Annotated in this window: 16 protein-coding genes and 1 pseudogene; 8 read left to right on the plus strand and 9 right to left on the minus strand. The window is 69.3% G+C overall.

The window, feature by feature from the left end:
* The first annotated feature begins 22 nt into the window (after nucleotides 1-22).
* Nucleotides 23-775 carry a L,D-transpeptidase family protein gene (locus ACIHCX_RS15520; RefSeq protein ID WP_400029518.1) on the plus strand — a complete coding sequence of 251 codons (753 nt, stop codon included), beginning with the start codon at nucleotides 23-25 and terminating at the stop codon, nucleotides 773-775.
* Nucleotides 776-866: 91 nt separating this feature from the next.
* Here the strand turns inward: ACIHCX_RS15520 and ACIHCX_RS15525 are convergent, their stop codons facing one another.
* Entirely contained in the window at nucleotides 867-1,322 is a 456-nt protein-coding gene (locus ACIHCX_RS15525) for a MarR family winged helix-turn-helix transcriptional regulator (RefSeq protein ID WP_400029520.1), read from the minus strand.
* Nucleotides 1,323-1,438: 116 nt separating this feature from the next.
* Here ACIHCX_RS15525 and ACIHCX_RS15530 point away from each other — a divergent pair, with 116 nt between their 5' ends.
* Both ACIHCX_RS15530 and mltG read left to right on the plus strand, forming a co-directional pair.
* Nucleotides 1,439-3,241, plus strand: coding sequence for an ABC transporter ATP-binding protein (locus ACIHCX_RS15530; protein WP_400029522.1), 1,803 nt, complete (start codon nucleotides 1,439-1,441; stop codon nucleotides 3,239-3,241).
* A gap of 43 nt (nucleotides 3,242-3,284) precedes the next feature.
* Nucleotides 3,285-4,130 carry an endolytic transglycosylase MltG gene (gene mltG / locus ACIHCX_RS15535; RefSeq protein WP_400029524.1) on the plus strand — a complete coding sequence of 282 codons (846 nt, stop codon included), beginning with the start codon at nucleotides 3,285-3,287 and terminating at the stop codon, nucleotides 4,128-4,130.
* Between the two features lie 128 nt (nucleotides 4,131-4,258).
* Here the strand turns inward: mltG and ACIHCX_RS15540 are convergent, their stop codons facing one another.
* Nucleotides 4,259-5,338, minus strand: a complete 1,080-nt coding sequence (locus ACIHCX_RS15540; protein WP_400029526.1) for an NAD(P)-binding domain-containing protein — start codon at nucleotides 5,336-5,338, stop codon at nucleotides 4,259-4,261.
* Nucleotides 5,339-5,399: 61 nt separating this feature from the next.
* On the opposite strand from ACIHCX_RS15540, the gene ACIHCX_RS15545 reads away from it, so the two are divergent.
* Nucleotides 5,400-5,822 carry a secondary thiamine-phosphate synthase enzyme YjbQ gene (locus tag ACIHCX_RS15545; RefSeq protein ID WP_400029528.1) on the plus strand — a complete coding sequence of 141 codons (423 nt, stop codon included), beginning with the start codon at nucleotides 5,400-5,402 and terminating at the stop codon, nucleotides 5,820-5,822.
* Between the two features lie 219 nt (nucleotides 5,823-6,041).
* Here ACIHCX_RS15545 and ACIHCX_RS15550 read toward each other — a convergent pair whose 3' ends face one another.
* Nucleotides 6,042-6,770 (minus strand): ArsR/SmtB family transcription factor, encoded by a 729-nt coding sequence (locus ACIHCX_RS15550; protein ID WP_400029530.1) that lies wholly within the window; start codon nucleotides 6,768-6,770, stop codon nucleotides 6,042-6,044.
* A gap of 56 nt (nucleotides 6,771-6,826) precedes the next feature.
* Between ACIHCX_RS15550 and ACIHCX_RS15555 the strand changes: the two genes are divergently transcribed.
* On the plus strand, nucleotides 6,827-7,522 hold the full coding sequence (locus ACIHCX_RS15555) for a flavin reductase family protein (protein ID WP_400029532.1): 696 nt from the start codon (nucleotides 6,827-6,829) through the stop codon (nucleotides 7,520-7,522).
* Nucleotides 7,523-7,524: 2 nt separating this feature from the next.
* Here ACIHCX_RS15555 and ACIHCX_RS15560 read toward each other — a convergent pair.
* The 5 genes and pseudogenes from ACIHCX_RS15560 to ACIHCX_RS15580 form a co-directional block, all read right to left on the minus strand.
* Nucleotides 7,525-8,849 (minus strand): annotated as a pseudogene (locus ACIHCX_RS15560) (transposase).
* Nucleotides 8,850-9,166: 317 nt separating this feature from the next.
* Nucleotides 9,167-9,415 carry a hypothetical protein gene (locus tag ACIHCX_RS15565; protein WP_400029534.1) on the minus strand — a complete coding sequence of 83 codons (249 nt, stop codon included), beginning with the start codon at nucleotides 9,413-9,415 and terminating at the stop codon, nucleotides 9,167-9,169.
* An 82-nt stretch (nucleotides 9,416-9,497) separates the two neighbouring features.
* Nucleotides 9,498-10,211: a hypothetical protein gene (locus ACIHCX_RS15570; protein WP_400029536.1), complete on the minus strand. Its 714-nt coding sequence runs from the start codon at nucleotides 10,209-10,211 to the stop codon at nucleotides 9,498-9,500.
* Between the two features lie 180 nt (nucleotides 10,212-10,391).
* Entirely contained in the window at nucleotides 10,392-10,946 is a 555-nt protein-coding gene (locus ACIHCX_RS15575; RefSeq protein WP_400029969.1) for a hypothetical protein, read from the minus strand.
* Nucleotides 10,947-11,126: 180 nt separating this feature from the next.
* The gene (locus tag ACIHCX_RS15580) at nucleotides 11,127-11,894 is read right to left on the minus strand and encodes a transposase (RefSeq protein WP_400029538.1); all 768 of its coding nucleotides are present in this window, start codon (nucleotides 11,892-11,894) and stop codon (nucleotides 11,127-11,129) included.
* A 75-nt stretch (nucleotides 11,895-11,969) separates the two neighbouring features.
* Between ACIHCX_RS15580 and ACIHCX_RS15585 the strand changes: the two genes are divergently transcribed.
* Together ACIHCX_RS15585 and ACIHCX_RS15590 are read left to right on the plus strand one after the other, a co-directional pair.
* The gene (locus ACIHCX_RS15585) at nucleotides 11,970-12,827 is read left to right on the plus strand and encodes an inositol monophosphatase family protein (protein ID WP_400029540.1); all 858 of its coding nucleotides are present in this window, start codon (nucleotides 11,970-11,972) and stop codon (nucleotides 12,825-12,827) included.
* Between the two features lie 71 nt (nucleotides 12,828-12,898).
* Nucleotides 12,899-14,101, plus strand: coding sequence for a cytochrome P450 (locus ACIHCX_RS15590; protein WP_400029542.1), 1,203 nt, complete (start codon nucleotides 12,899-12,901; stop codon nucleotides 14,099-14,101).
* Between the two features lie 163 nt (nucleotides 14,102-14,264).
* On the opposite strand, the gene ACIHCX_RS15595 is transcribed toward ACIHCX_RS15590, so the two are convergent.
* Nucleotides 14,265-15,149 carry an MFS transporter gene (locus ACIHCX_RS15595; protein ID WP_400029544.1) on the minus strand — a complete coding sequence of 295 codons (885 nt, stop codon included), beginning with the start codon at nucleotides 15,147-15,149 and terminating at the stop codon, nucleotides 14,265-14,267.
* Between the two features lie 1,778 nt (nucleotides 15,150-16,927).
* Here ACIHCX_RS15595 and ACIHCX_RS15600 point away from each other — a divergent pair.
* Entirely contained in the window at nucleotides 16,928-20,227 is a 3,300-nt protein-coding gene (locus ACIHCX_RS15600) for a DUF4132 domain-containing protein (protein WP_400029546.1), read from the plus strand.
* Nucleotides 20,228-20,234 lie beyond the last annotated feature (7 nt).

A 20,234-nucleotide genomic window follows, 5' to 3' on the forward strand; every position in this document is an offset into this window, starting at 1 on the left:
GCCTCCTGGCCAAGATGAGGACATGCAGACTCGCGGTGCAGGACGTGCGACGGTCGCGGCGGCGACCTGTGGTTTCCTTCTCGTGGCGGTGGCCGCGTGCGGCGGAACACCCAACGAGGTCCACCACTACGGCGACATACCCAGACCGGGCGGGCCGACGGGGACCGCCCGGCCCGGCGCGCCCGAGGTGCGGTCCCGGGTTCCGGGGATCGGGGACCGGATGTGGGAGCGGATACCCGTCGGCACCCGGCAGATCGTGGCGGTCTTCGGTGAGTACGAGACCTCCCCCTACTCCACGCTCGTTCTCTACGAGAAGCGCGGCACCAGGTGGGAGCCGCAGAGGAGTTGGCCGGCGCACAACGGCAAGCGCGGCTGGGCGACCGACCACCAGGAGGGCGACGAGCGCACCCCGGTGGGAGTGTTCACGCTCTCCGACGCCGGTGGCGTCCTGGACGATCCGGGCGCCCTGCTCCCGTACACCCAGGACGAGGACGCCTTCATCTCCCCCCTGTCCTGGGACGAAGCGCACTGGCACGACTTCGACTACGTCATAGCCATCGACTACAACCGCCTGCCGGGTACCCGTCCGGACGAACCGACCCGTCCGCTGGGTCAGAGCAAGGGTGGCGGCATCTGGCTGCATCTGGACCACGGTGACGGCACGCTGGGCTGCGTGAGTGTTCCGGAGTCCGCGATGAAGTACCTGCTCCGCAGGCTCGACCCGAAGGACAGGCCCGTCATCGTCATGGGGGACAAGGCCAACCTGCGGCAGTAGCCTTCCCGCCGGCGGAACCGCTCAGCACTCTCCTCGCCCCTGGCGCCGACATGCCGTGTCCGGACCGGCGTTGACGTGCCGAAGGTGCGCTTCAGCGGCCGCGTCCCTGGATGGGCACCGCGCCCACCAGCGTGTCGAGCAGTCCGCCGAGCGTCTCGCGCTCCTCGCCCGTCAGGGGGGCCAGGATCTCCTCCGCGGCGGCGCGACGGGCGCGGCGCAGCTCACGCAGGGCCGTGCGGCCGTCGTCGGTGAGCTCGATGCGGATGACTCTGCGGTTGGCCGGATCGGGGGCCCGGCGCACCTTGCCGCTCGCCTCGAGGCCGTCCACGAGGGTGGTCACTGCGCGGGGTACGACCTCCAGGGACTCGGCGAGATCCGCCATGCGGGGCGGCTCGCCGAAGTGCGCCAGGGTGCGCAGCAGCCGCGACTGGGCGGGCGTGATGCCCAGGGCGTGCTGTTCGAGGTGCCGCTTCTGGATGCGGTGCACCCGGCGGGTGAGCCGCAGCAGTTGCTCGGCGAGAAGGCCGTCGGGGTCGGGGGAGGTCATGCGGGCACCATACCAGGACCTCGTTCATTGTGAGTATAGGTAACAGTGAGCTAGGATCGGGTGGTCATCGTCGACCGCACCTGCGATCCGACGCCCGTCCACCCCCGTAGGAGCCCATGCATCCCGACCGTCAACCCATCTGGACCCCACCCGCCGACGCCGGGGAACAGCCGCGGCAGGTCCGCCGGATCCTGCGGCTCTTCCGTCCCTACCGGGGCCGTCTCGCGATCGTCGGCCTGCTGGTGGGAGCGGCCTCGCTGGTCTCGGTCGCCACGCCCTTCCTGCTGAAGGAGATCCTCGACGTCGCGATCCCGCAGGGCCGCACCGGTCTGCTGAGCCTGCTCGCGCTCGGCATGATCCTCAGTGCCGTCCTCAACAGCGTCTTCGGCGTGCTGCAGACGCTGATCTCCACGACCGTCGGCCAGCGGGTCATGCACGACCTGCGCACCGCCGTCTACGGGCGGCTGCAGCGCATGTCCCTGGCCTTCTTCACCCGCACCCGCACCGGCGAGGTGCAGTCCCGCATCGCCAACGACATCGGCGGCATGCAGGCCACCGTCACCTCCACCGCCACCTCGCTGGTCTCCAATGTCACCAGCGTGGTCGCCACGGTCGTCGCGATGGTCGCCCTCGACTGGCGGCTCACCGTGGTCTCACTGCTGCTGCTCCCGGTGTTCGTCTGGATCAGCCGCCGGGTCGGCACCGAGCGCAAGAAGATCACCACCCAGCGGCAGAAGCAGATGGCCGCGATCGCCGCCACGGTCACCGAATCCCTCTCCGTCAGCGGCATCCTGCTCGGCCGCACGATGGGCCGCTCGGCCTCGCTGACCGAGTCCTTCGCCGCCGAGTCGGAAGGTCTGGTCGACCTCGAGGTGAGGTCGAACATGGCCGGGCGCTGGCGGATGGCCGTCATCACGATCGTCATGGCGGCCCTGCCCGCCGTCATCTACTGGACCGCGGGCATCGCCCTCCAGTTCGGCGGCCCTCAGGTCTCCGTCGGCACGATCGTCGCGTTCGTCTCGCTCCAGCAGGGCCTGTTCCGGCCGACCGTCAGCCTGCTGTCCACCGGTGTGCAGATCCAGACCTCGCTCGCGCTGTTCCAGCGCATCTTCGAGTACCTGGACCTGCCGATCGACATCACCGAGCGCGAGCGCCCGATCCACCTCGACCGGGTCAAGGGCGAGGTCCGCTTCGAGGACGTCGACTTCCGCTACGACGACAAGAGCGGCCCGATCCTCGAGGGCATCGACGTCACCGTGCCCGCGGGCAGCAGCCTCGCGATCGTCGGCCCGACCGGCGCCGGCAAGTCCACGCTCGGCTACCTGGTGCCCCGGCTGTACGACGTCACGGGCGGCCGCGTCACCATCGACGGGGTCGACGTGCGCGACCTCGACTTCGACACCCTCGCCCGCGCGGTCGGCGTCGTCTCCCAGGAGACGTACCTCTTCCACGCCTCGGTCGCCGAGAACCTCCGCTTCGCCAAGCCGGACGCCACCGACGAGGAGCTGCGCGCGGCGGCGAAGGCGGCGCAGATCGACGACCACATCGCGGCCCTGCCCGACGGATACGACACGGTCGTCGGTGAGCGCGGCCACCGCTTCTCCGGCGGTGAGAAGCAGCGCCTGGCCATCGCCCGGACCATCCTGCGCGACCCGCCGGTCCTCATCCTCGACGAGGCCACCAGCGCCTTGGACACCCGTACGGAGGCCGCCGTGCAGGAGGCCATCGACTCCCTGTCCGCCAACCGGACGACCCTGACCATCGCGCACCGCCTGTCCACCGTCCGCGGGGCCGACCAGATCGTGGTCCTCGACTCCGGGCGGCCGGCCGAACGCGGGACCCACGAGGAGTTGCTGGAACTCGACGGACGCTACGCGGCTCTGGTGCGCCGAGACGCGCAACTGGAGCCGACAAGATGACGATATGCCGGGTTTTCGGCCCTTTGGGGGTTACCGTGCCCGCATGCAGAGGAACACTCCGTCACGGAGAACGACCCGACTGACGCGCCGGGGCCGCGTGGCCCTGGTCCTGACCGGGGCCGTCCTGGCCGGCACCGCCGTGGCGGTGCCGCTGCTGACGACCCACTACGACGCCTCGGCCCGCCCCCGCACGCTGGTGATCCCCGAGGGCTGGCGGTCCGGCCAGATCTACGCCGCCATCGACAAGGCTCTCGCCCTGGCCCCCGGCAGCACACAGCAGTCGCTGGCCGAAGCCCATCTGGACCTGCCGGGCACCGCCGACGGCAACCCGGAGGGCTACCTCTTCCCGGCGACGTATCCCATCGACGAGAAGACCACCCCGCGGTCCCTGCTGTCCTACATGGTCGACACCGCGAACAAGAGGTTCAAGGCGGCCCCGGTCGCCGCCGGCCCGCAGCGCAACTCCATGAACCTGTACCAGGCGGTCACCATCGCGAGCATCGTCCAGGCCGAAGCCGCCTCGAAGGCCGACATGAGCAAGGTGGCTCGTGTCGTCTTCAACCGGCTGGAGCGCGGCATGCCGCTCCAGATGGACTCCACCCTCAACTACGCCCTCAACCGCAACACGATCCGCATGAGCATGGAGGACACCCGGCTGGACAGCCCCTACAACTCCTACCAGCGCATGGGCCTGCCGCCGACGCCCATCGACAGCCCGGGCGAGGAGGCCATGCGCGCCGTCGCCAACCCGGCGCAGGGCGACTGGCTGTACTTCGTCACCGTCAAGCCGGGCGACACGCGCTTCACCGCCGACTACTCCGAGCACCAGCGCAATGTGGAGGAGTTCAACGCCCTCCTGAGAGGCGAGACTCCAGAGCCCGCGAAGTGAGCCGTGCCCGGCCGCGGCAGCCACGCTGGTCGCGCCGCGGCTCACGTCGACGGTGGCCTGTGCCGACCACACCGCGGCGGCCGCACCGGTCGTGCCGCGGCGACTCGTGCCGACGGCGCCCCATGCCGTCACGCCGCGGCGGCCGGTTCCTTCTCCAACAGGCGCCTGATGTCGCGGACCGCCGCGCGGCCTGCTCGGTTGGCGCCGATCGTGCTGGCCGAAGGGCCGTAGCCGACCAGGTGGATCCGGGGGTCGGCGACCGCCCGGGTGCCGTCCACGCGGATGCCGCCACCCGGTTCGCGCAGCCCGAGCGGCGCCAGATGGCGCAGCGAGGGCCGGAACCCGGTCGCCCAGAGGATGGCGTCGGCCGCCACGTGCCGTCCGTCCGCCCACCGCACCCCGTCCGGGGTGATCCGGTCGAACATCGGCTGCCGGTCCAGGAACCCGTCCTTCAGCCCCTGTCGTACGGCGTCGTTCAGCGGCAGTCCCGTCACCGAGACGACACTCCTGGGCGGCAGCCCCTGCCGCACCCGCTCCTCGACCAGCGCGACCGCGGCGCGCCCCGCGCCCTCGTCGAACGGACCGTCGCGGAAGACCGGCGGCCGTCGCGTCACCCAGGTGGTGGCGGCCGCCCAGGGGGCGATCTCCAGCAGATGCTGGGTGCCGGAGGCGCCGCCGCCCACCACGATCACGCGCTGCCCGGCGAACTCCTCGGGCCCGGTGTACTGCGCGGTGTGCACCTGCCGACCGCGGAAGGTCTCCTGACCCGGGTATCGCGGCCAGAACGGCTGGTCCCAGGTGCCGGTCGCGTTGATCAGCGCCCGCGTCGACCAGGTGCCGTCGGAGGTCTCGACGAGCAGCCGCCCACCGGGGCCCTCCGTGACCGCGGTGACCTCCACCGGCCGCCGCACCCGCAGGTCGAAGGCGCGTTCGTAGTCGGCGAAGTACGCGGCGACGACCTCCGACGACGGCCGCGCGGGATCGGCGCCAGTCAGCTCCATGCCGGGCAGCGCGTGCATCCCGTGCACCTTTCCGTACGTCAGCGACGGCCACCGGAACTGCCAGGCGCCGCCCGGACCGGCGGGGCGGTCGAGCACGACGAAGTCGCGGTCCGGCGCGAACCCGGTGCGCCGCAGGTGATAGGCGCTGGACAGACCCGCCTGACCAGCGCCCACGACGACCACGTCGACCTCACGTATCGTGTTCACGCTTCTCCCCAACCGTGCCGCGGGCGCGGATCTTCCCCGGGGATCGAGGAGGATGGGAGGCATGTCACCTGCCTTCACCACCCGAGTGCTGAACGTGGCCTCCGGTTCCCGGGAGACGGTCGTCGACCTGACCCGTGACTGCGAGGCCTTCCTCCAGGAGACCGCGGCCGGCCGGGACGGTCTGCTGAACCTGTTCGTGCCGCACGCCACCGCCGGTGTCGCCATCATCGAGACCGGCTCCGGCAGCGACGAGGACCTCCTCGCCACCCTGCACACCCTGCTGCCCGCCGACGACCGCTGGCAGCACCGCCACGGCCCCCCCGGCCACGGCCGCGACCACGTCCTGCCCGCCATCGTGCCGCCGCACGCGACCATCCCGGTCATCGGCGGCCGGCTGGAACTGGGCACATGGCAGTCGGTGTGCCTGGTGGACACGAACAGGGACAATCCCAACCGCCAGGTGCGGCTGTCGTTCCTCGGGTAGGGCTCCGTCCGCCGTCACTGTAGGAGTGACTTCCGGCCGCACCAAATGAGACGCCGCCCGGCTCGGTGATGGCGCGTGAGGCGATGCCGACGAGCGTACGGGTGCCGAGGGGCAAGATCGAGCGAGTTGGAGTGCTGATCGAGGAGGCGGCAGGAGGTGCAACGCGATCAGGGGCAAACCAGACGCGGTCCGGTAGGGGTCCGTGATCCTCAGAACTACTCATTTCTGCGAAAGGAGTTCATCGGACAAACCGAGATGGCGGCGAAGTGCCTGTCGGCCGAGGGTCGTGACTGCGACGGCGCGCGTGGTACCGATAGAAGTGATCCAGCCTGTGTCGAACGCGTGACGGCACAGGGCGGCACCGACGGCGCCGGCCAGGTGGGGGCGGCGTTCGGTCCAGTCCAGGCATGACCGTACCGACGGTCGGCGCGTGCCGGTCGGGACGGTGATGCCGAGCTCTTCGAGCCAGGTCGCTCCGGCGCTGGTGAGCCCGAATCCGTGCTCCAGGTCCAGCAGCCTTCGCTCGAGCATCGCATCGGTGATGGCGACCCCGATGGTCCCGGCGAGGTGGTCGTAACAGGTGCGGGCGTGGGCGAGGGCCTGTCGGCGGCCAGTCGCCGACAGGGAACGGGGCGCCGGGGTGCGCTCTGGCGCCATCGCGGCAAGGCTCTCGATCAGCTCGGCGACGTGCGGGCCGGTCAGACGCACGTAGCGGTGGCGGCCCTGCCGTTCCTCGGCCAGCAGGCTTCCGTGGACGAGCGCGTGCAAGTGCTCAGTCGCGGTCGAGGGCGCCACCCCCGCATGACGTGCCAATTCTGTCGCTGTCCAAGCCCGGCCGTCGAGCAGGGCCAGACAGAAGCCTGCCCGCGTACCGTCCGCCAGGAGCTTCGCCACGGTAGCCAGGTCAGGACCGGCTACATGTGCGCGCTGCGTGTCCATGCGGTCCATTGTCCCCTGTGACACTTCGGTCCCGGCCGAAATAACCGGACCCTAGGCTGCTCGCCATGAACACGGCACCTTCCAGCGCCCTGCCCGCACAGACTGTCGCCACGCACCTGGAGATCGAGCCGAGCATCCTGTACTTCGGGACGCCAGTGGTGCTCCTGTCGACAGAGAATCAAGACGGCTCGTTCAACCTTGCCCCGATATCATCCGCATGGGCCCTCGGGCGGACAGTTGTGATCGGGCTGGGCCGTGAGGGGCAGACCGCGTACAACCTCGGCAGCCGCCCCGACCTGGTCGTCAGCCTGCCGGCCCCCGGCCAGTGGCCGGCTGTGGAGCGGCTGGCGCCGCTGACCGGCCGGAATCCAGTGCCCTCCAGCAAGCCCAAGGGTTGCCGCTTCGAGCCGGACAAGTTCGCCGCCGCAGGCATGACCAGCGAGCCCTCCCATCTGGTCCGGCCGCCTCGCGTGGCCGGATGCCCGATCCAATTGGAGGCCCGTGCCGAGCGGGTGCAGTCGGACGTCTCCGGGGGCTTCGTCATCGTCGAGGCCGTCGTGTGCAAGGTGCACGCCGATTCCCGGATCGTCGTTCCGGGCACCGACCACATCGACCCCGCCGCCTGGAGCCCCCTCATTTACAACTTCCGCCACTACTTCGGACTCGGCCCGGAACTCGGCCACTCCTACCGCTCCCAGACACCCCGCAACTTCGAGAGGCCTGCCGCAGAGCCTGCACTCGCCGACATAGCGCCCAACTGAGATCAGGCGGCCTCGCCGAAGCCGGCGGCAGCAGGGCCCTGGTCGCGCAGCGGGGTGAAGTCGACGTCCAGCTTCGGGTCGTACGGTCTGGGCTGGGCGCCGAGCTCGTGCGTGGAGTACTCGCCGAACCGGTTGATGTGCTCCGTCAGGTAAGGCGAGATGTGGACCAGTTTCTCCGGGGTGATCTCCCAGCCCTCTTCCAGCAGATGCCGGACGATCTCCGCGATGTCGAAGGTGTTGTGGAAGATCACCGCGTTCGTGAGCAGCGCGTTGAATTTCATCGCCTTCTCCTGCTCGACGGGTTCGTTGTCGGCGATGACGCCGCGGTTGCCGAAGCCGAGCCACTGGGAGAAGCCGTTGAACGCCTCGACCTTGTTCGCTGCCGCGGTCACCCTGCGCCGCAGCGGGGCGTCGGAGAGGTAGCGCAGCAGCTGCTCGGTGCGAATCACACGGCCGACCTCGCGGAACGCGGTGTAGCTAACGTTCTTCCGCGATCCCGAGCGCGGCCGCTTCAGCAGCGTCGACGAGGAGATCGCCCCTCCCTCACGGAGATGGCCACCCGCATCAGGTGCCGGAACTGGGACTCGATCAGGTCCCAGTCGATCGTGTTCTCGCCCGGCTCGCCGAACAGCGCTTCGATGTGCACGTACTCGGTCTGCTTCGACGGCCGGTAGAAGGTCAGGCCCTTCCGGTTCCTGATCCTGGGCATCGGGTCGAAGCTCAGCAGGTGGGCGAGTGCGAACACCGGCTGGGACTGGCCCTGCGTGTCCGCGTGCACGGTGGTCGGTTTCACCTCGGAGGTGTTCTTGAGCAGGCCCTCGATGATGTAGACGGCCTCCCACACGCCGCACGGGATGAAGTGCGTGAACAGCGCGATGTAGGTGTCGGAGAGGTGGTGGTAGGCGATGTCGCCCGGCTTGCCGTACCGCACGGACGTCTCGGCGAGCGCGTTGTCGAGGTAGGTGTCCATGTGCGTGCCGTCCGCGGCCACGGTGGTGCCGTCGCCCCACGCCTGCGAGATGTCCAGGCGGGCGTGCGCGTTGACCAGGTCGGCCATCGCCTCGTTCAGCAGCACGATCGAGAAGTGCCGGTTCGCCGTGTACGACAGCTCGTGCCCGCTCACCCCGGGGATGTGGCGGGCGGCCTCGTACGGGCCCATGTTGGTGCCCTTGACGAACGTGGTGACGACGTAGCGGCCGAACGGATCGTCCAGCTTCGGCTCGTTGCCGGAGGCCGGGCCGAAGCGGCGCCACCACTTCACAGCACCTCGGTAGGAGGAGCCCGCACGCTCCGCCGTTACACCCTGCGGCGCACCGCTGGTGCTCACGGTAGCCCGGAGCAGTACGAGACGGCCTGGTCCACCGGCCCCGTCAAAACGGCTCCCAAGGAAGCCAGGAAACCGCTCAGGAGCCCGGCCCGCTCTCGCGGATCAGGCCCCTGACCTGGTACTTCCCTGTCGGGGTGGCGGGATTTGAACTCACGACCTCTTCGTCCCGAAGCAACTCGGGCGGGCGCTCGACCTTGGGCCGCTGTGCCGCTCGCCTGCGCTGACGGTCCGCAGACGTCCGCGCTCATCCGCCGCTGTCCGTCGGCGTTGTCACGCAGTTGGACACTCAGTGAACAACCCAACTGTGGTGCGCCGACCTACTCGTACATGGTCGCCGCGTCCAGGGCTTGTGCGAAGAAGCTCCAGTCGCCGTTGGCGGGCAGCTCGCGGCCGTCGTTGCGGTAGCAGCCGCCTGCGTCGTCGATCCATGCAGCCAGGGCCTCCAGAAACCTGGAGAGGTCTGGGTTCTCCCACGCGTGGCCTTCATCGGCATAGCGGTGGTGCAAGGAACGGACGAAGGCCGCCAGGTCCTCTCTGCTGCTGATGTGATCGGGAGAAGTGGTCATGCGCGGCACCCTACTTGGCAGGCCAACAGCCGCGGCAGAACGCGCGTAGGCCTGAAGTGGTCCGCGACGGCCTCGTGCTGCCTCATGGGCGTTGTGCGTTTTGCAGCCGCTCGACCTGCCGGTTGACCAGATCGGCGGGGAAGGACGCGCTGCCGTCGACGTTCAGCTTGTCGAACGTCACGATCGTGTTCCCGGCCCGCACCACGGTGAACTGCTGGTTGCGCTCCCCGGGGGCCTCATGAGGCATGGGGCCGGTCTCCTGGAATCGCACGGCTTCGTCCCCGACGTCCGGGGCCTGTTCCATCGTCAGCGTGGACTTGAACTTCCCTACCCAGCCCGTGCCTTCATACGAGCGGCAGGAGCCGAGTGCCTGCTTGAGCTCTGCGAAGGCCTGCTGGGCCTTCCCGTCTTCGTAGGCGGCAAGCATCGAGCCGCCACCCCAGATGTCACCTTTCCAGTTGAAGACCTGCAAGACAACGGTGGACGCGCCCTCCCCGTCGCGGATGTCGCGCACGGTCTGGCAAGCGGGATCGGACACCGGCGGGAAGGAGCGCTGCTCCTCTTTCGACACAGGGTCCTGCACCGGATTCCCGACCTCGTCCGCCCCCGCAACCTCGCCCTCCTTGAAGGTGAGCGCCCGCAACTGTGCCCGCGTCAGAGGCGCTATGGCGGCCTTGGCCGATGCGGTCGCCCGCGGTCCCGCCGAGTCTGGCTCTGCGGAACATCCGGAGGCCATCAGGACCCCGGCAATCACAGTGCCGAGTGCTGGCATAGGCCGCAGCGCGCGGACGTACATGGATGTCCCCCCAAGGACTGTGAGAGTGAGGACGCTGACGGTAGCCGTGCTGCGTCGTCCACGACCAGGGACTTTCTTGAACTACGGGCGCGACAGTCGCTGAGGTTTGCTGGGCTGGCCAAGTGCTGTCCCGCAATGATCTCGGCGCCCGGACAGAACTGTCCGACGTGCAGAACAGGCTCAGCCGGTGGCTCGTGAAGTACCCAAAGACCGGGCGAAGTCGGCAAGGGTCCGGAAGTCGTCCTCGCGCAAGCCGATCCGCGGGTTGACGTGGTGCAGAAGTCCACGTGCGCTGTGGTGGGTGGTCACGTACGCCTGGTCTAGATCACTCTGTTCGTCGTCCACCCAGGCGAAGGAACGGCCGTTGGCGTAGTCCACCAGAGGAGGAGTCTTCCAGTGAACTCCGTCGGGGCGCTCTTGGAACAAGGCGTCGCCGAAGTCGACGAAGGGTAGTTCAGGAAGGCCGAGCACTGGGCCGATCCACCGGTTGGCATCCCCCATCCATGTGGTAGCCCAGCACAGCTCGAAGTCGAGCCGGAGCAGGGCTCGTCCGTGCTCCGGGTTGAGCCAGACCCGCAGGGGTCGCCGACGGAGCGAGAGTTCTCGATGGCCCTCTGGAGTCCCACTGTCTTGGGGCACTCTGAGTGTGGTGTAGCCGTCGGGACGCTTCTCCGGCTTGGCCGCATAAGGGTTGAGGGGCCCGTCCACGTCGAGGAACAGGAGTGGTCGGCTCACGATCCCCCTTGCCATGGTGATGTCTGCGCCGGTGGAAGCGTAGCGGCACCGATCGTCGCGGCGTCGGGCCAGGGCTGATGTGATGATCACGGCGTGGTGGGTGTATTCACGGCCTCAGACTTGTCCCGTAACTGATCTCGAGGTTGATGCGCGCGATCAGCGGCGATGAGGTCCTCCTCTCTATCCGGCGAGGGTGAGGTTGTGTAGACGGGCGATGCCGAGCATGGCGTGGTGTACTCCGTCACCCTTGAGGCGGCAGGCGCGGAGGATCTTCCAGGTCTTCATGCGGGCGAAGACATGCTCGACGCGGACCCGGACTTGCTTGTGTGAGCGGTTGTGTTCCTCTTTCCAAGCGGGGAGTTCCTTGCCTTTGCGTCGGCGGTGCGGCATCACCAGCCCGGTGCCGGGATAGCCGCCGTCGGCGATCGTGGTCGTCTGCCCGACGGCGGCCTTCGCGTCGGATTCCGCCCATGCCTTGCAGTCGTTGCGGTTGCCCGGCAGCGTCCGCCCGACCACCACAACCAGGAGGGTGTCGGCGTCGACGACGACCTTATGGTTGGTGGAGTACCGATAATTCTTGGACTGCTCGGCCACCGCGTGGTCGCGGGTGGGCACCAGAGTGCCGTCCACAATGAGCACAGTGTCCTTGCGGAACCGCTTGCGGGGCTCAAGCGCCAGCAGCGGACCGAGGTGGTCGACTATGCGGTCCGCGGCAGACTTTGAGATACCGAACAACGGGGCGAGCTGGCGCAATGTCAAGTTCGTACGCCAGTAGGCCGTGACCAGCAGGACGCGATCGTCCAGCGGGAGGCTCCACGGTCGGCCCGTGCGGCCCCCGTCGGCGCCCTCACGGCGTAGTGCGGCCACCAACTTGGCAAAGCAGCGCGGGCTCAGTCCGGTGAACGGGGAGATCCAGGACGGCTCCGACGCCGTGATCACAGCAGCCACACCTTGATAATCTCACCGCGCCTGCGCGCTCCATACGGAGCCTCAATAGCGGACCACGGTGGGAAGGGCAGCTTCGTGAAGGACCTGGCAGACCTGGAACTGACTCACCGCCTGGCCGACCAGGCGGATGCCATCTCCCGTAGCTACTTCTCGACCGCGACCATCGAATCCCGGACCAAGAGCGATGGGAGCCCAGTCACTGACGCCGACCGGGAGATCGAAATCCTCCTTCGCTCCATGATCCGCATGGAGTGTCCCGACGACGCGTTCATCGGTGAGGAGTTCGGCACCGATGGACGCGGCAGACGGCGCTGGATCATCGACGCCATCGACGGAACCGCGAGCTTCCTCGCCGGCGAACCTGAGTGGAGCACATTGATCGCTCTCGAAGAGGACGGCCGCATCACCCTGGGTATGGTCTCCGCCCCTGCCCTGGGCCGCCGGTGGTGGGCCAGGCCGGACTCGGGCTCCTGGGCCGGGCCAAGCTCCTCCAACTTAGACGCTACGACACACCGGTTGGCCCTCGCCGAAGGCGGAAGTGCTCAGAACGCAGCCGTCGGTATCTGGCCGCCTCCGCCCAGACTGAACCAGCAGGAACGTGCCGTGGCCGCGAGACTGGCCCGGTCCGTCAAGCAGGTCCGACCTCTGCTCGATTGGACTGCAACAGATCCCACCACGCCAGCGCCCCGCAAACCGTCCACCGGGTCCGGCACCTGCCACGGCGCCCTCCTGGTAGCGACCGGTCAGCTGGACGCCTTCCTCCTTCTGGGTGCTGGCCCCTGGGACATCGCCGCGCTGATCCCCATCGTCCAAGAAGCCGGCGGCACCTACAGCGACCTCACCGGCCAACTGCGGACCGACACCGGAGCTGCACTGTTCGCCCGCCCTGGACTCCACCAGCAGCTCCTGGATATCGCCATCGGCGCCCACTGAACAACCCTCGCCCTTGAATACGTAGCATCGACCTGAACAGCGGTTACGGGACAAGTCTTAGGGTGGAGATCATGCCAACCACAACGCCTGGACAACCGACATTAGTTGATCCTGCCGAGCTGATCGTCAACCCGTATGCCGTGTACGCGCGGCTCCGTGAAACCGGGCCTGTCCACCAGATCACGGGGACGGACGGGTTTCCGGCGTGGCTGGTCACCCGCTACGACGACGTACGCCAGGCCATCGCCGACCCTCGCCTCTCTCTCGACAAGCGCAACGCGAAGCCCGGCGGCTACCACGGGCTCGCGCTGCCGCCGGCGCTGGACGCCAACTTGTTGAACATGGACCCGCCGGACCACACCCGCATCCGGCGACTGGTATCCAAGGCGTTCACCCCGCGCCGTGTCGAGCTCCTGCGGAAACCCATCAGGAAGACCGCCGACGCACTGCTCGACGCCATTGCACCGCTCGGCCGCGCCGACCTCATCTCCTCGTACGCCGCGCCGCTGCCGATCACCGTGATCTGCGACCTGCTGGGCGTGGCCCCGGACGACCGCCAGGACTTCCGGTCCTGGACCGACGCCCTCGTGGCCCCAGACCCGGCCCGGCCCGAGAAGGCGAAGGAAGCCGTCCGGGCCATGCTCGGCTTCTTCACCGGGCTCCTCGCCGCCAAGCGAGCCGCCCCCGCCGACGACCTGCTCTCCGCCCTGATCGCCGTACGCGACGACGAGGACGAGCTGACCGAGGACGAACTCATGTCCCTGGCCTTCCTCATCCTTTTCGCCGGGTACGAGAACACCGTCCACCTCATTGGCAACGCCACCCTGGCCCTGCTCAACCATCCCGACCAGCTGGCCGTGCTTCGCGCCGACCCCGGCCGGCTCAGCCCCGCCGTCGAGGAGCTTGCCCGCTTTGACGGGCCCGTGCCCTTGGCCATCCGCCGATTCCCCACCGAGGACGTCACCATCGGTGGGGTCGGCATTCCCGCAGGCGAGACCATCCTGCTGTCCCTGGCAGCCGCCCACCACGACCCGCGCCGCTTCACCGACCCCGACCGGCTCGACATCGGCCGCGACGCCACCGCTCACCTCGCCCTCGGCCACGGCATCCATTACTGCCTCGGCGCACCCCTGGCCCGCATGGAGACCGAGATCGCTCTCGCCGCGCTCCTCGACCGCTTTCCCGGGCTCGCGCTCGACCTCCCGCCTGACGGACCGCGCTGGCGGCCGTCTATGCGTGCCCGCGGTCTGCTCAGTCTCCCAGTGCGTTACTGATCGCGTGGAGCCGCCGACAATCGGGCGCCCTCGGGGCGGCTCGCGGACCGCGCCGGAAATTCCGCGCGTTATCGGCGGAGCGGAATTTCCCGCAGCGCCGGTTCCTTGCCGGAAAGGCCGACGGGAACGTCGTGCGCCCAAGGTTCGGGAAGTTCAGGAGCCCTCACCGGGACCGGGCGGCGTCGGCCCGGCGCCCGGTGGTCGCGGCCAGCACGGACGCCAGCAGGAACGCCACCGCCGCGATGACCGCGGACGCGTGCAGCCCGCCGATCATGCCGCCCGTCGCGCCGAGGAGCGTACCGAAGAGGGCCACACCCATGGCGCTGCCCACCTGGCGGGACACGTTGAACACCGCTGATGCCACGCCGGCTTTGTCCGCGGGGCTCGCCTCCATGATCGCCACGGTGGCGGCCACGACGGTGACGGGCGTCGCCAGGCCTGTGGCCATGAGCGCGAAGAGCAGCACGGGGTAAGGGGTGTCGGGGTCGGCCGTCAGCCAGCCCAGGAAACCGGAGCTCCCGAGCAGCAGCGCGCCGGCCATGGGCAGGTACGGACCGCTGCGGGCGGTCAGGCGGCTCGACAGCGGCGCCGTGAGGAAGCCCATGCAGACCGACGGCAGCAGGGCGAACCCGGTGTTCAACGCGCTCAGTTGACGTTTCTGCTGGAAGTACAGCGCGGCGACGAAGAGCAGCCCGTAGTAGCCGAAGCTGAGCAGCAGGCCGATGAGGTTCGTCGCGGTGAGCCGGACCTCTCGGAAAAGCGACAGCGGCAGCAGCGGCCGCCTGCCCTCCGGCCGCATGAGCGGGCGGCTGGTCCCGCTCGCCCGAACGATTGGACTACGGACCGGGTTCGGGGCGACGGGCACAGGACCACCACGTCGTGCAGCACACCCGGGAGAACCCGCGAAGACACATGGAGTGTGAGAGGTTGTCTGGATCTGGGGGGCGATACCTTCAGGAGGACACAGACGTCGAGTATCTGAGTGAGTACCTGCTGACTGGGGATCCTCAAAAGACCGGGAGATTAGCACTCCCTGTCGCTGAGACACCGTGCTCCTCGACGACTTCCTTCCCGACGAGGGCGGCGGTTGCGTACGAGATCGCGCTAACCGACGCGTCGAGCACCGTCCACTGCGATGACCTGCAAGTCATCCGGGGAGACGGCGGCGGTGGAGTGAGCCGAGGCCGCCAACCCGCAAGAGGGTGACCGTGTCCCTGCAACTACGCTGAGGGTTGTCTTAACGGAGGTTGGTGGATACAAACAGGGATAATCCGAACCGGAAGATCCGCCTGTCGTTCCTGGGCTGAGGCGGCCCGATGCAGCGACTGTAGACCGGTTGTCCGGCCGCTCCAAGCGAGCCCGGGGGCAGCTCGGGAGGACCGCGCGCGGGGGCGGCCTGGTCTCGCTGCCCCTCGATCGCCCCGAGCAGGCGGTCTACGCCGAGCGCGGTGAGCCGGGCTACCTTGTCCGCGAGAACAATGACGCGGCCGACTACACACCAAGTGCGGCCAACGCTCTTGAAAGTTGCCAGGCCTGCTTTTCCCTCGCCAGTCGGTTGCCGTGGTCAACGCGATCGACGTCGGGGGCCAGGGCGACCTGAGCCTCGAAGTCGTAGCCGGGCGACCGGGTATGACGGCCCGTTCGCAGGCAGTTATCTGTCTTCCGTCGCAGACCCGCAGTCCCGCGAGAGCGGCGAGGCGGAGACGCAAGCTGGGCCGGTAGGTCGTGCGTCCTTCACCGCGGGCGGTGGTGTGTAACCGACGTGGGGCTTTGTCAGGGGGCGCTGGGGCCTGAGCCGAGGAGTGGCAGCCAGCGCTGCCGGCTGCGGATGTCAGGCGGGCTTCCAGACTCGGCTGCCGGCCGCTGGTCAGCCAACTGCTCGCCATCAACCGGCCCAAGGCCGCCTGGAGTTCGACGCCGTCTTTGTTGTGGGGCATGCCATCCCCCCAGCGATGGCGCACGACGGGCCGGACTGCGGAGTAGGGCCGCTCCGGCCAGTCCTGCCGTCGGGCCGCCAGCCGTAGACAGCGGGCCAGCGGCAGCAGGTCACGGTGCGGATCCGTCATCACCATGCGCAGCCGATGCCACACCCAGTCGGGGCGCTTCGGCGCGAGCGCCTCCAGAACGCCCAGGAACTTGTGGATCTCCGAGTTGTGCAAGGACAGCAACCAGGCCCACATGCATGGACCGGGATCACAACGCGTGCCCGGGCAAGCGCCTCTGCCCGAAGCGGAGGCCGGGCAGGTCCGGTCGAAGACCGAGATCACGCTCTCCGGCAGGATCTCCGCGAACCACTTCAGAGCGGTGAGCACCGGCTGTCTCAGCAGCAGGCTTCATCCTTGCCGATGAAGACGCATCGGCGGCCCACCTGCGTCCCTGTCTCCCGTAGGCGTGGTGTGCGCCTGTCCGCTGGGAGGCGTCGAGCTCTCCCGTCTCCGTTCGTATGGGCCGGCTTCCTCCATGGCGGCGGCCGGAGCGTCGTCGCGCCGAGGTCTGAGTGGGGCAGTGGCAGTCGCTCGTCGGCCCGTGGACCTGCCTCGTACAGCCATGCCGGAGCCCCCGTTGGCCTTCCAGTCGCACAGCACCTCGCCGGTGCAGCGATCGGTGCAGGAGGCGATCTCGGGAAGACAGTGCCCCGTACACCTGATGCAGGTCGAAAGCGCTAGCAGCACAAGAAAGTTGATCGTGAGAGGCAGGGGATCCTGCGATGCGGATGTGCCGCCGTCGGGCGTGCACGGGCCCGACCGTTGTCAGTGCCGAGGTCTAACGTGATCGGTAACTGCTCATGAGGTCCCCGTGCAACGGGTGACGGGGAGGAACAGCGCCATGCACCAGGAAATTGCCGACGAGGACCGGTTCGAGATGCCCGCCACCTGGCTGCGGGCCCTGCCCGTGCTCCGGGCCGCTGCGAAGCCGGCCGAGGACGCGGTGGAGAAGGCCGCTCGCCGCTACGCGCAGGAGGCGGCCTGGTTCGAGGAGATGTTCTCCTCCTCCGGCAGCGACCCGGAGCTGGTGAAGGAGGGCCGGGCCCACCGGGAGGGCAGTCCCTCTCCGCTCGGAGCCGCCGTGGAGATCGCCGTTGGCTGGCACTACACGATGGTGGACGTGCTCGTCGACGCCTGCGTGACCGAACACGGCCTGCCGTTCGCCGCTCGTGCCGTCGTGGAGCTGGGATGCGTCAACCCCCATTACATGCAGGCAGGTTCCCGACGGTACGACGCGGCGCTGCGGAGAGCGACCGGTTACCAGACCTACTACGTGTGGGAGACCGCCGCCCGTATCCGGGACCTGCTCGCGGTGGCCGACGAGGTGACTCGACGGCGGGCCGTCGAGGCCCTCGCCGGCCTCCGGGACAGCGCCGAGCGCCGCATCGTGGTCTCTTACCTGGTACCCGAGGAGCATGCCTGGGTCGACGAGTGCTGCGACGGCCCGATACCGAACGACTCCGTCCTGCGGCGCATGCTCCTTCTCTCCCTGTACCGGCCGGAGCAGATCGCCCGCATCGGCGAAGGAGCACAACTCGGCTGGAACGGTTGGAACCTCCAACTGCTCGCCACCCTCGCGAACCGGCTCGGTCCCGACGTCGGGTCCCTGCTGGAGGACGCGTTCGACGGAGCCTACGGATCCGACGGACACCGGGACGTCGCGGGCTGGGCCGCCGAACTGCCCACCGACGACGCCTTCCGCCTGCTGCTGAAGCAGGGCGGCGACCGCAATGTCCGCCCCGCCCTGCTCGACGCCATGAACCGCTACCCTCGGCGGGCCCTGCGGCTGCTCTCCGCCGCCGCGGCGGGCGACAGCGAACAGGCGTCCCTCTCCAGGATGCTGCTGCCCCTGCACGTGGTGACCCACCCGGAGCTCACGAAGGAGACGTTGCCCGCCCTGCCTGAGGCGTCCGCAGCCGTCGTCACCCCGCTGCTGAAGCGAGGCGAACGGGACGCAGAAGCGCCTGCGGAGGCGCTCCCCGCCCTGCTGGTCGCCCCGCCGTGGACCCGGAAGCGCACCAGCCGCAAGGCCCGCGTGGCCCGCGACGTCCCCGGGGCGCCGCAGGCCGAGATGGCCTGGAAGTCCGGGGAGCAGGAGGTCTGGGCGGCCACCGTCGTCGCCGAAACCCCCTGGTGGCGCGAGCACGACTGGTCCCGCGAGATCCAGCAGATGCAGCAGGGGACGTGGCGGGGCAACATCCACGCCGCCCGCCTCTTCGTCACCGGCCCCGAGGACGTCGTACGCCCACTGCTCGACGCCTTCGCCCCCGAGCACGTCTGGGACACCGAGAGCCACCTCAGGCCCGTCGCCGCCCGCCACGGCCTGCACGCCCTGCCGATGCTGAGCCGGCTCGCCGCCCGCTACCCGGCCACCGCCTGCGGCCTGCTGCTGCCCTACCGCAGCGTCGAGGTGGCCCGGCAGATGGCCGAGTGGCTGGTGCGCCGCCAGTCGCTGAGGCCCACGGTTCTCGCCTGGCTCCGCCGCCACGGCCGGGCCGCGGCCGCCCTTTTCGTTCCCGACGCCGTCGGCCCGGCGGGCATGCCCCGCACCCACGCCGAACACGCCCTGCGGCAACTCGCCGCAGAGGTGGGCGCCGCGGCCGTGCGGGAGATCGCCGCCGGCTGCGGCGCCGAGGCCGAGGAGATCGTCGCCGACCTCCTCGCCGGCGATCCGCTGGAGGCCGCCCTCCCGGCGAGGATGCCGTCCCCCTGCACCTGGGCCGACCCCGCCCTGTTCCCGCAGATCCGGCTCACCGGCGGCCGCGGCGCCCTGCCCGCCGACGCCGTCCGCCACGTGACGACCATGCTGCAGATCTCCAAGCCCGGTGACGTCTACCCCGGCCTCGCCACCGTCACCGAGCACTGCGACGCCGGCTCCCTTGCCGAGTTCGCCTGGGCCCTCTTCATGACGTGGCGGTTCCACGGCATGCCGGCCAAGGACAGCTGGGCCCTCCACGCCCTCGGCCTCCTCGGCGACGACGAGACCGTCCGCCGTCTCACCCCCCTCGTGCGTGTCTGGCCCGGTGAGAACGCCCACCACCGGGCCGTCGAGGGCCTCACCGTCCTCGCTGCGATCGGCACCGACACCGCCCTGCGCCATCTGCACGGCATCTCCCAGCGTGTGCCGTTCAAGGCCCTCAAGAAGCGAGCCCGGGAGAAGATCGACGAGGTCGCCGAAGGACTCGGCCTCACCACCGACCAGCTCGCCGACCGGCTGGTCCCCGACCTCGGCCTTGCCGACGACGGCAGCACCGTCATCGACTACGGCCCGCGCCGCTTCACCGTCACCTTCGACGAACAGCTCCGCCCCTGTGTCCGCGACGAGACCGGCAGGCTCCGCAAGGCCCTGCCGGCCCCGGGCGTCAAGGACGATCCGGAACTCGCCCCCGTTGAGCGCAAGCGGTTCGCCGCCCTTAAGAAGGAGGTCCGAACCATTGCCTCCGACCAGCTGCGCCGCTTGGAGGCCGCCATGGTCACCGGCCGCTCCTGGACCGCCGCCGAGTTCCGCGAACTGCTCGTCGAACACCCCCTTCTGCGCCACTTGGTGTGCCGCCTGGTCTGGCTCGGCGACGGCGACGGCATGGTGACCGCGTTCCGTGTCGCCGAGGACCTCACCCTCGCCGACGTCCACGACGACGCATGGACCTTCCCCGCCGACGCCACCGTGCGCCTCGCCCACCCCCTCCATCTGGGAGACGAACTCGAGGCCTGGGCCGACCTCTTCGCCGACTACGAGATCCTCCAGCCCTTCCCGCAGCTCGGGCGCCCCGTGCACGCCTTCACCGACGCGGAGGCCACCGGCCACCGGCTGACCCGCTTCGAGGGCGTCACCGTCCCCGTCGGCAAACTCCTCGGCCTCACCAAGCGCGGCTGGGAACGCGGCACGCCCGAGGACAACGGCGTGGAACGCTGGTTCTCCCGCCCGATCGCCCGCGACCGCCACCTCGTCATCGCCCTCGACGACGGCATCGCCGTCGGCATGGTCGACGCGTTTCCCGACCAGACCCTCGAGACCATATGGATCGACACCGCCCCCGGTGACTACTGGCGCAACCACACGTACCCGCACCGCCTCGGCGAGATCGACCCCGTCATCGCCTCCGAGATTCTCGCCGACCTGACCGACATCACCGCCAAGTGAGCCCCGC

Source organism: Streptomyces sp. NPDC052043, assembly GCF_044548235.1.
Classification (GTDB): Bacteria; Actinomycetota; Actinomycetes; order Streptomycetales; family Streptomycetaceae; genus Streptomyces.

What these genes read in the sequence shown, in the direction of transcription:
- ACIHCX_RS15565 (WP_400029534.1), bottom strand. Translation starts at nt 9,415, where the DNA reads ATGACCACTTCTCCCGATCACATCAGCAGCAGAGAGGACCTGGCGGCC.
- ACIHCX_RS15570 (WP_400029536.1), bottom strand. Translation starts at nt 10,211, where the DNA reads ATGTACGTCCGCGCGCTGCGGCCTATGCCAGCACTCGGCACTGTGATT.
- ACIHCX_RS15600 (WP_400029546.1), top strand. Translation starts at nt 16,928, where the DNA reads ATGCACCAGGAAATTGCCGACGAGGACCGGTTCGAGATGCCCGCCACC.
- ACIHCX_RS15550 (WP_400029530.1), bottom strand. Translation starts at nt 6,770, where the DNA reads ATGGACCGCATGGACACGCAGCGCGCACATGTAGCCGGTCCTGACCTG.
- ACIHCX_RS15520 (WP_400029518.1), top strand. Translation starts at nt 23, where the DNA reads ATGCAGACTCGCGGTGCAGGACGTGCGACGGTCGCGGCGGCGACCTGT.
- ACIHCX_RS15590 (WP_400029542.1), top strand. Translation starts at nt 12,899, where the DNA reads ATGCCAACCACAACGCCTGGACAACCGACATTAGTTGATCCTGCCGAG.
- ACIHCX_RS15555 (WP_400029532.1), top strand. Translation starts at nt 6,827, where the DNA reads ATGAACACGGCACCTTCCAGCGCCCTGCCCGCACAGACTGTCGCCACG.
- mltG (WP_400029524.1), top strand. Translation starts at nt 3,285, where the DNA reads ATGCAGAGGAACACTCCGTCACGGAGAACGACCCGACTGACGCGCCGG.
- ACIHCX_RS15530 (WP_400029522.1), top strand. Translation starts at nt 1,439, where the DNA reads ATGCATCCCGACCGTCAACCCATCTGGACCCCACCCGCCGACGCCGGG.
- ACIHCX_RS15525 (WP_400029520.1), bottom strand. Translation starts at nt 1,322, where the DNA reads ATGACCTCCCCCGACCCCGACGGCCTTCTCGCCGAGCAACTGCTGCGG.
- ACIHCX_RS15545 (WP_400029528.1), top strand. Translation starts at nt 5,400, where the DNA reads ATGTCACCTGCCTTCACCACCCGAGTGCTGAACGTGGCCTCCGGTTCC.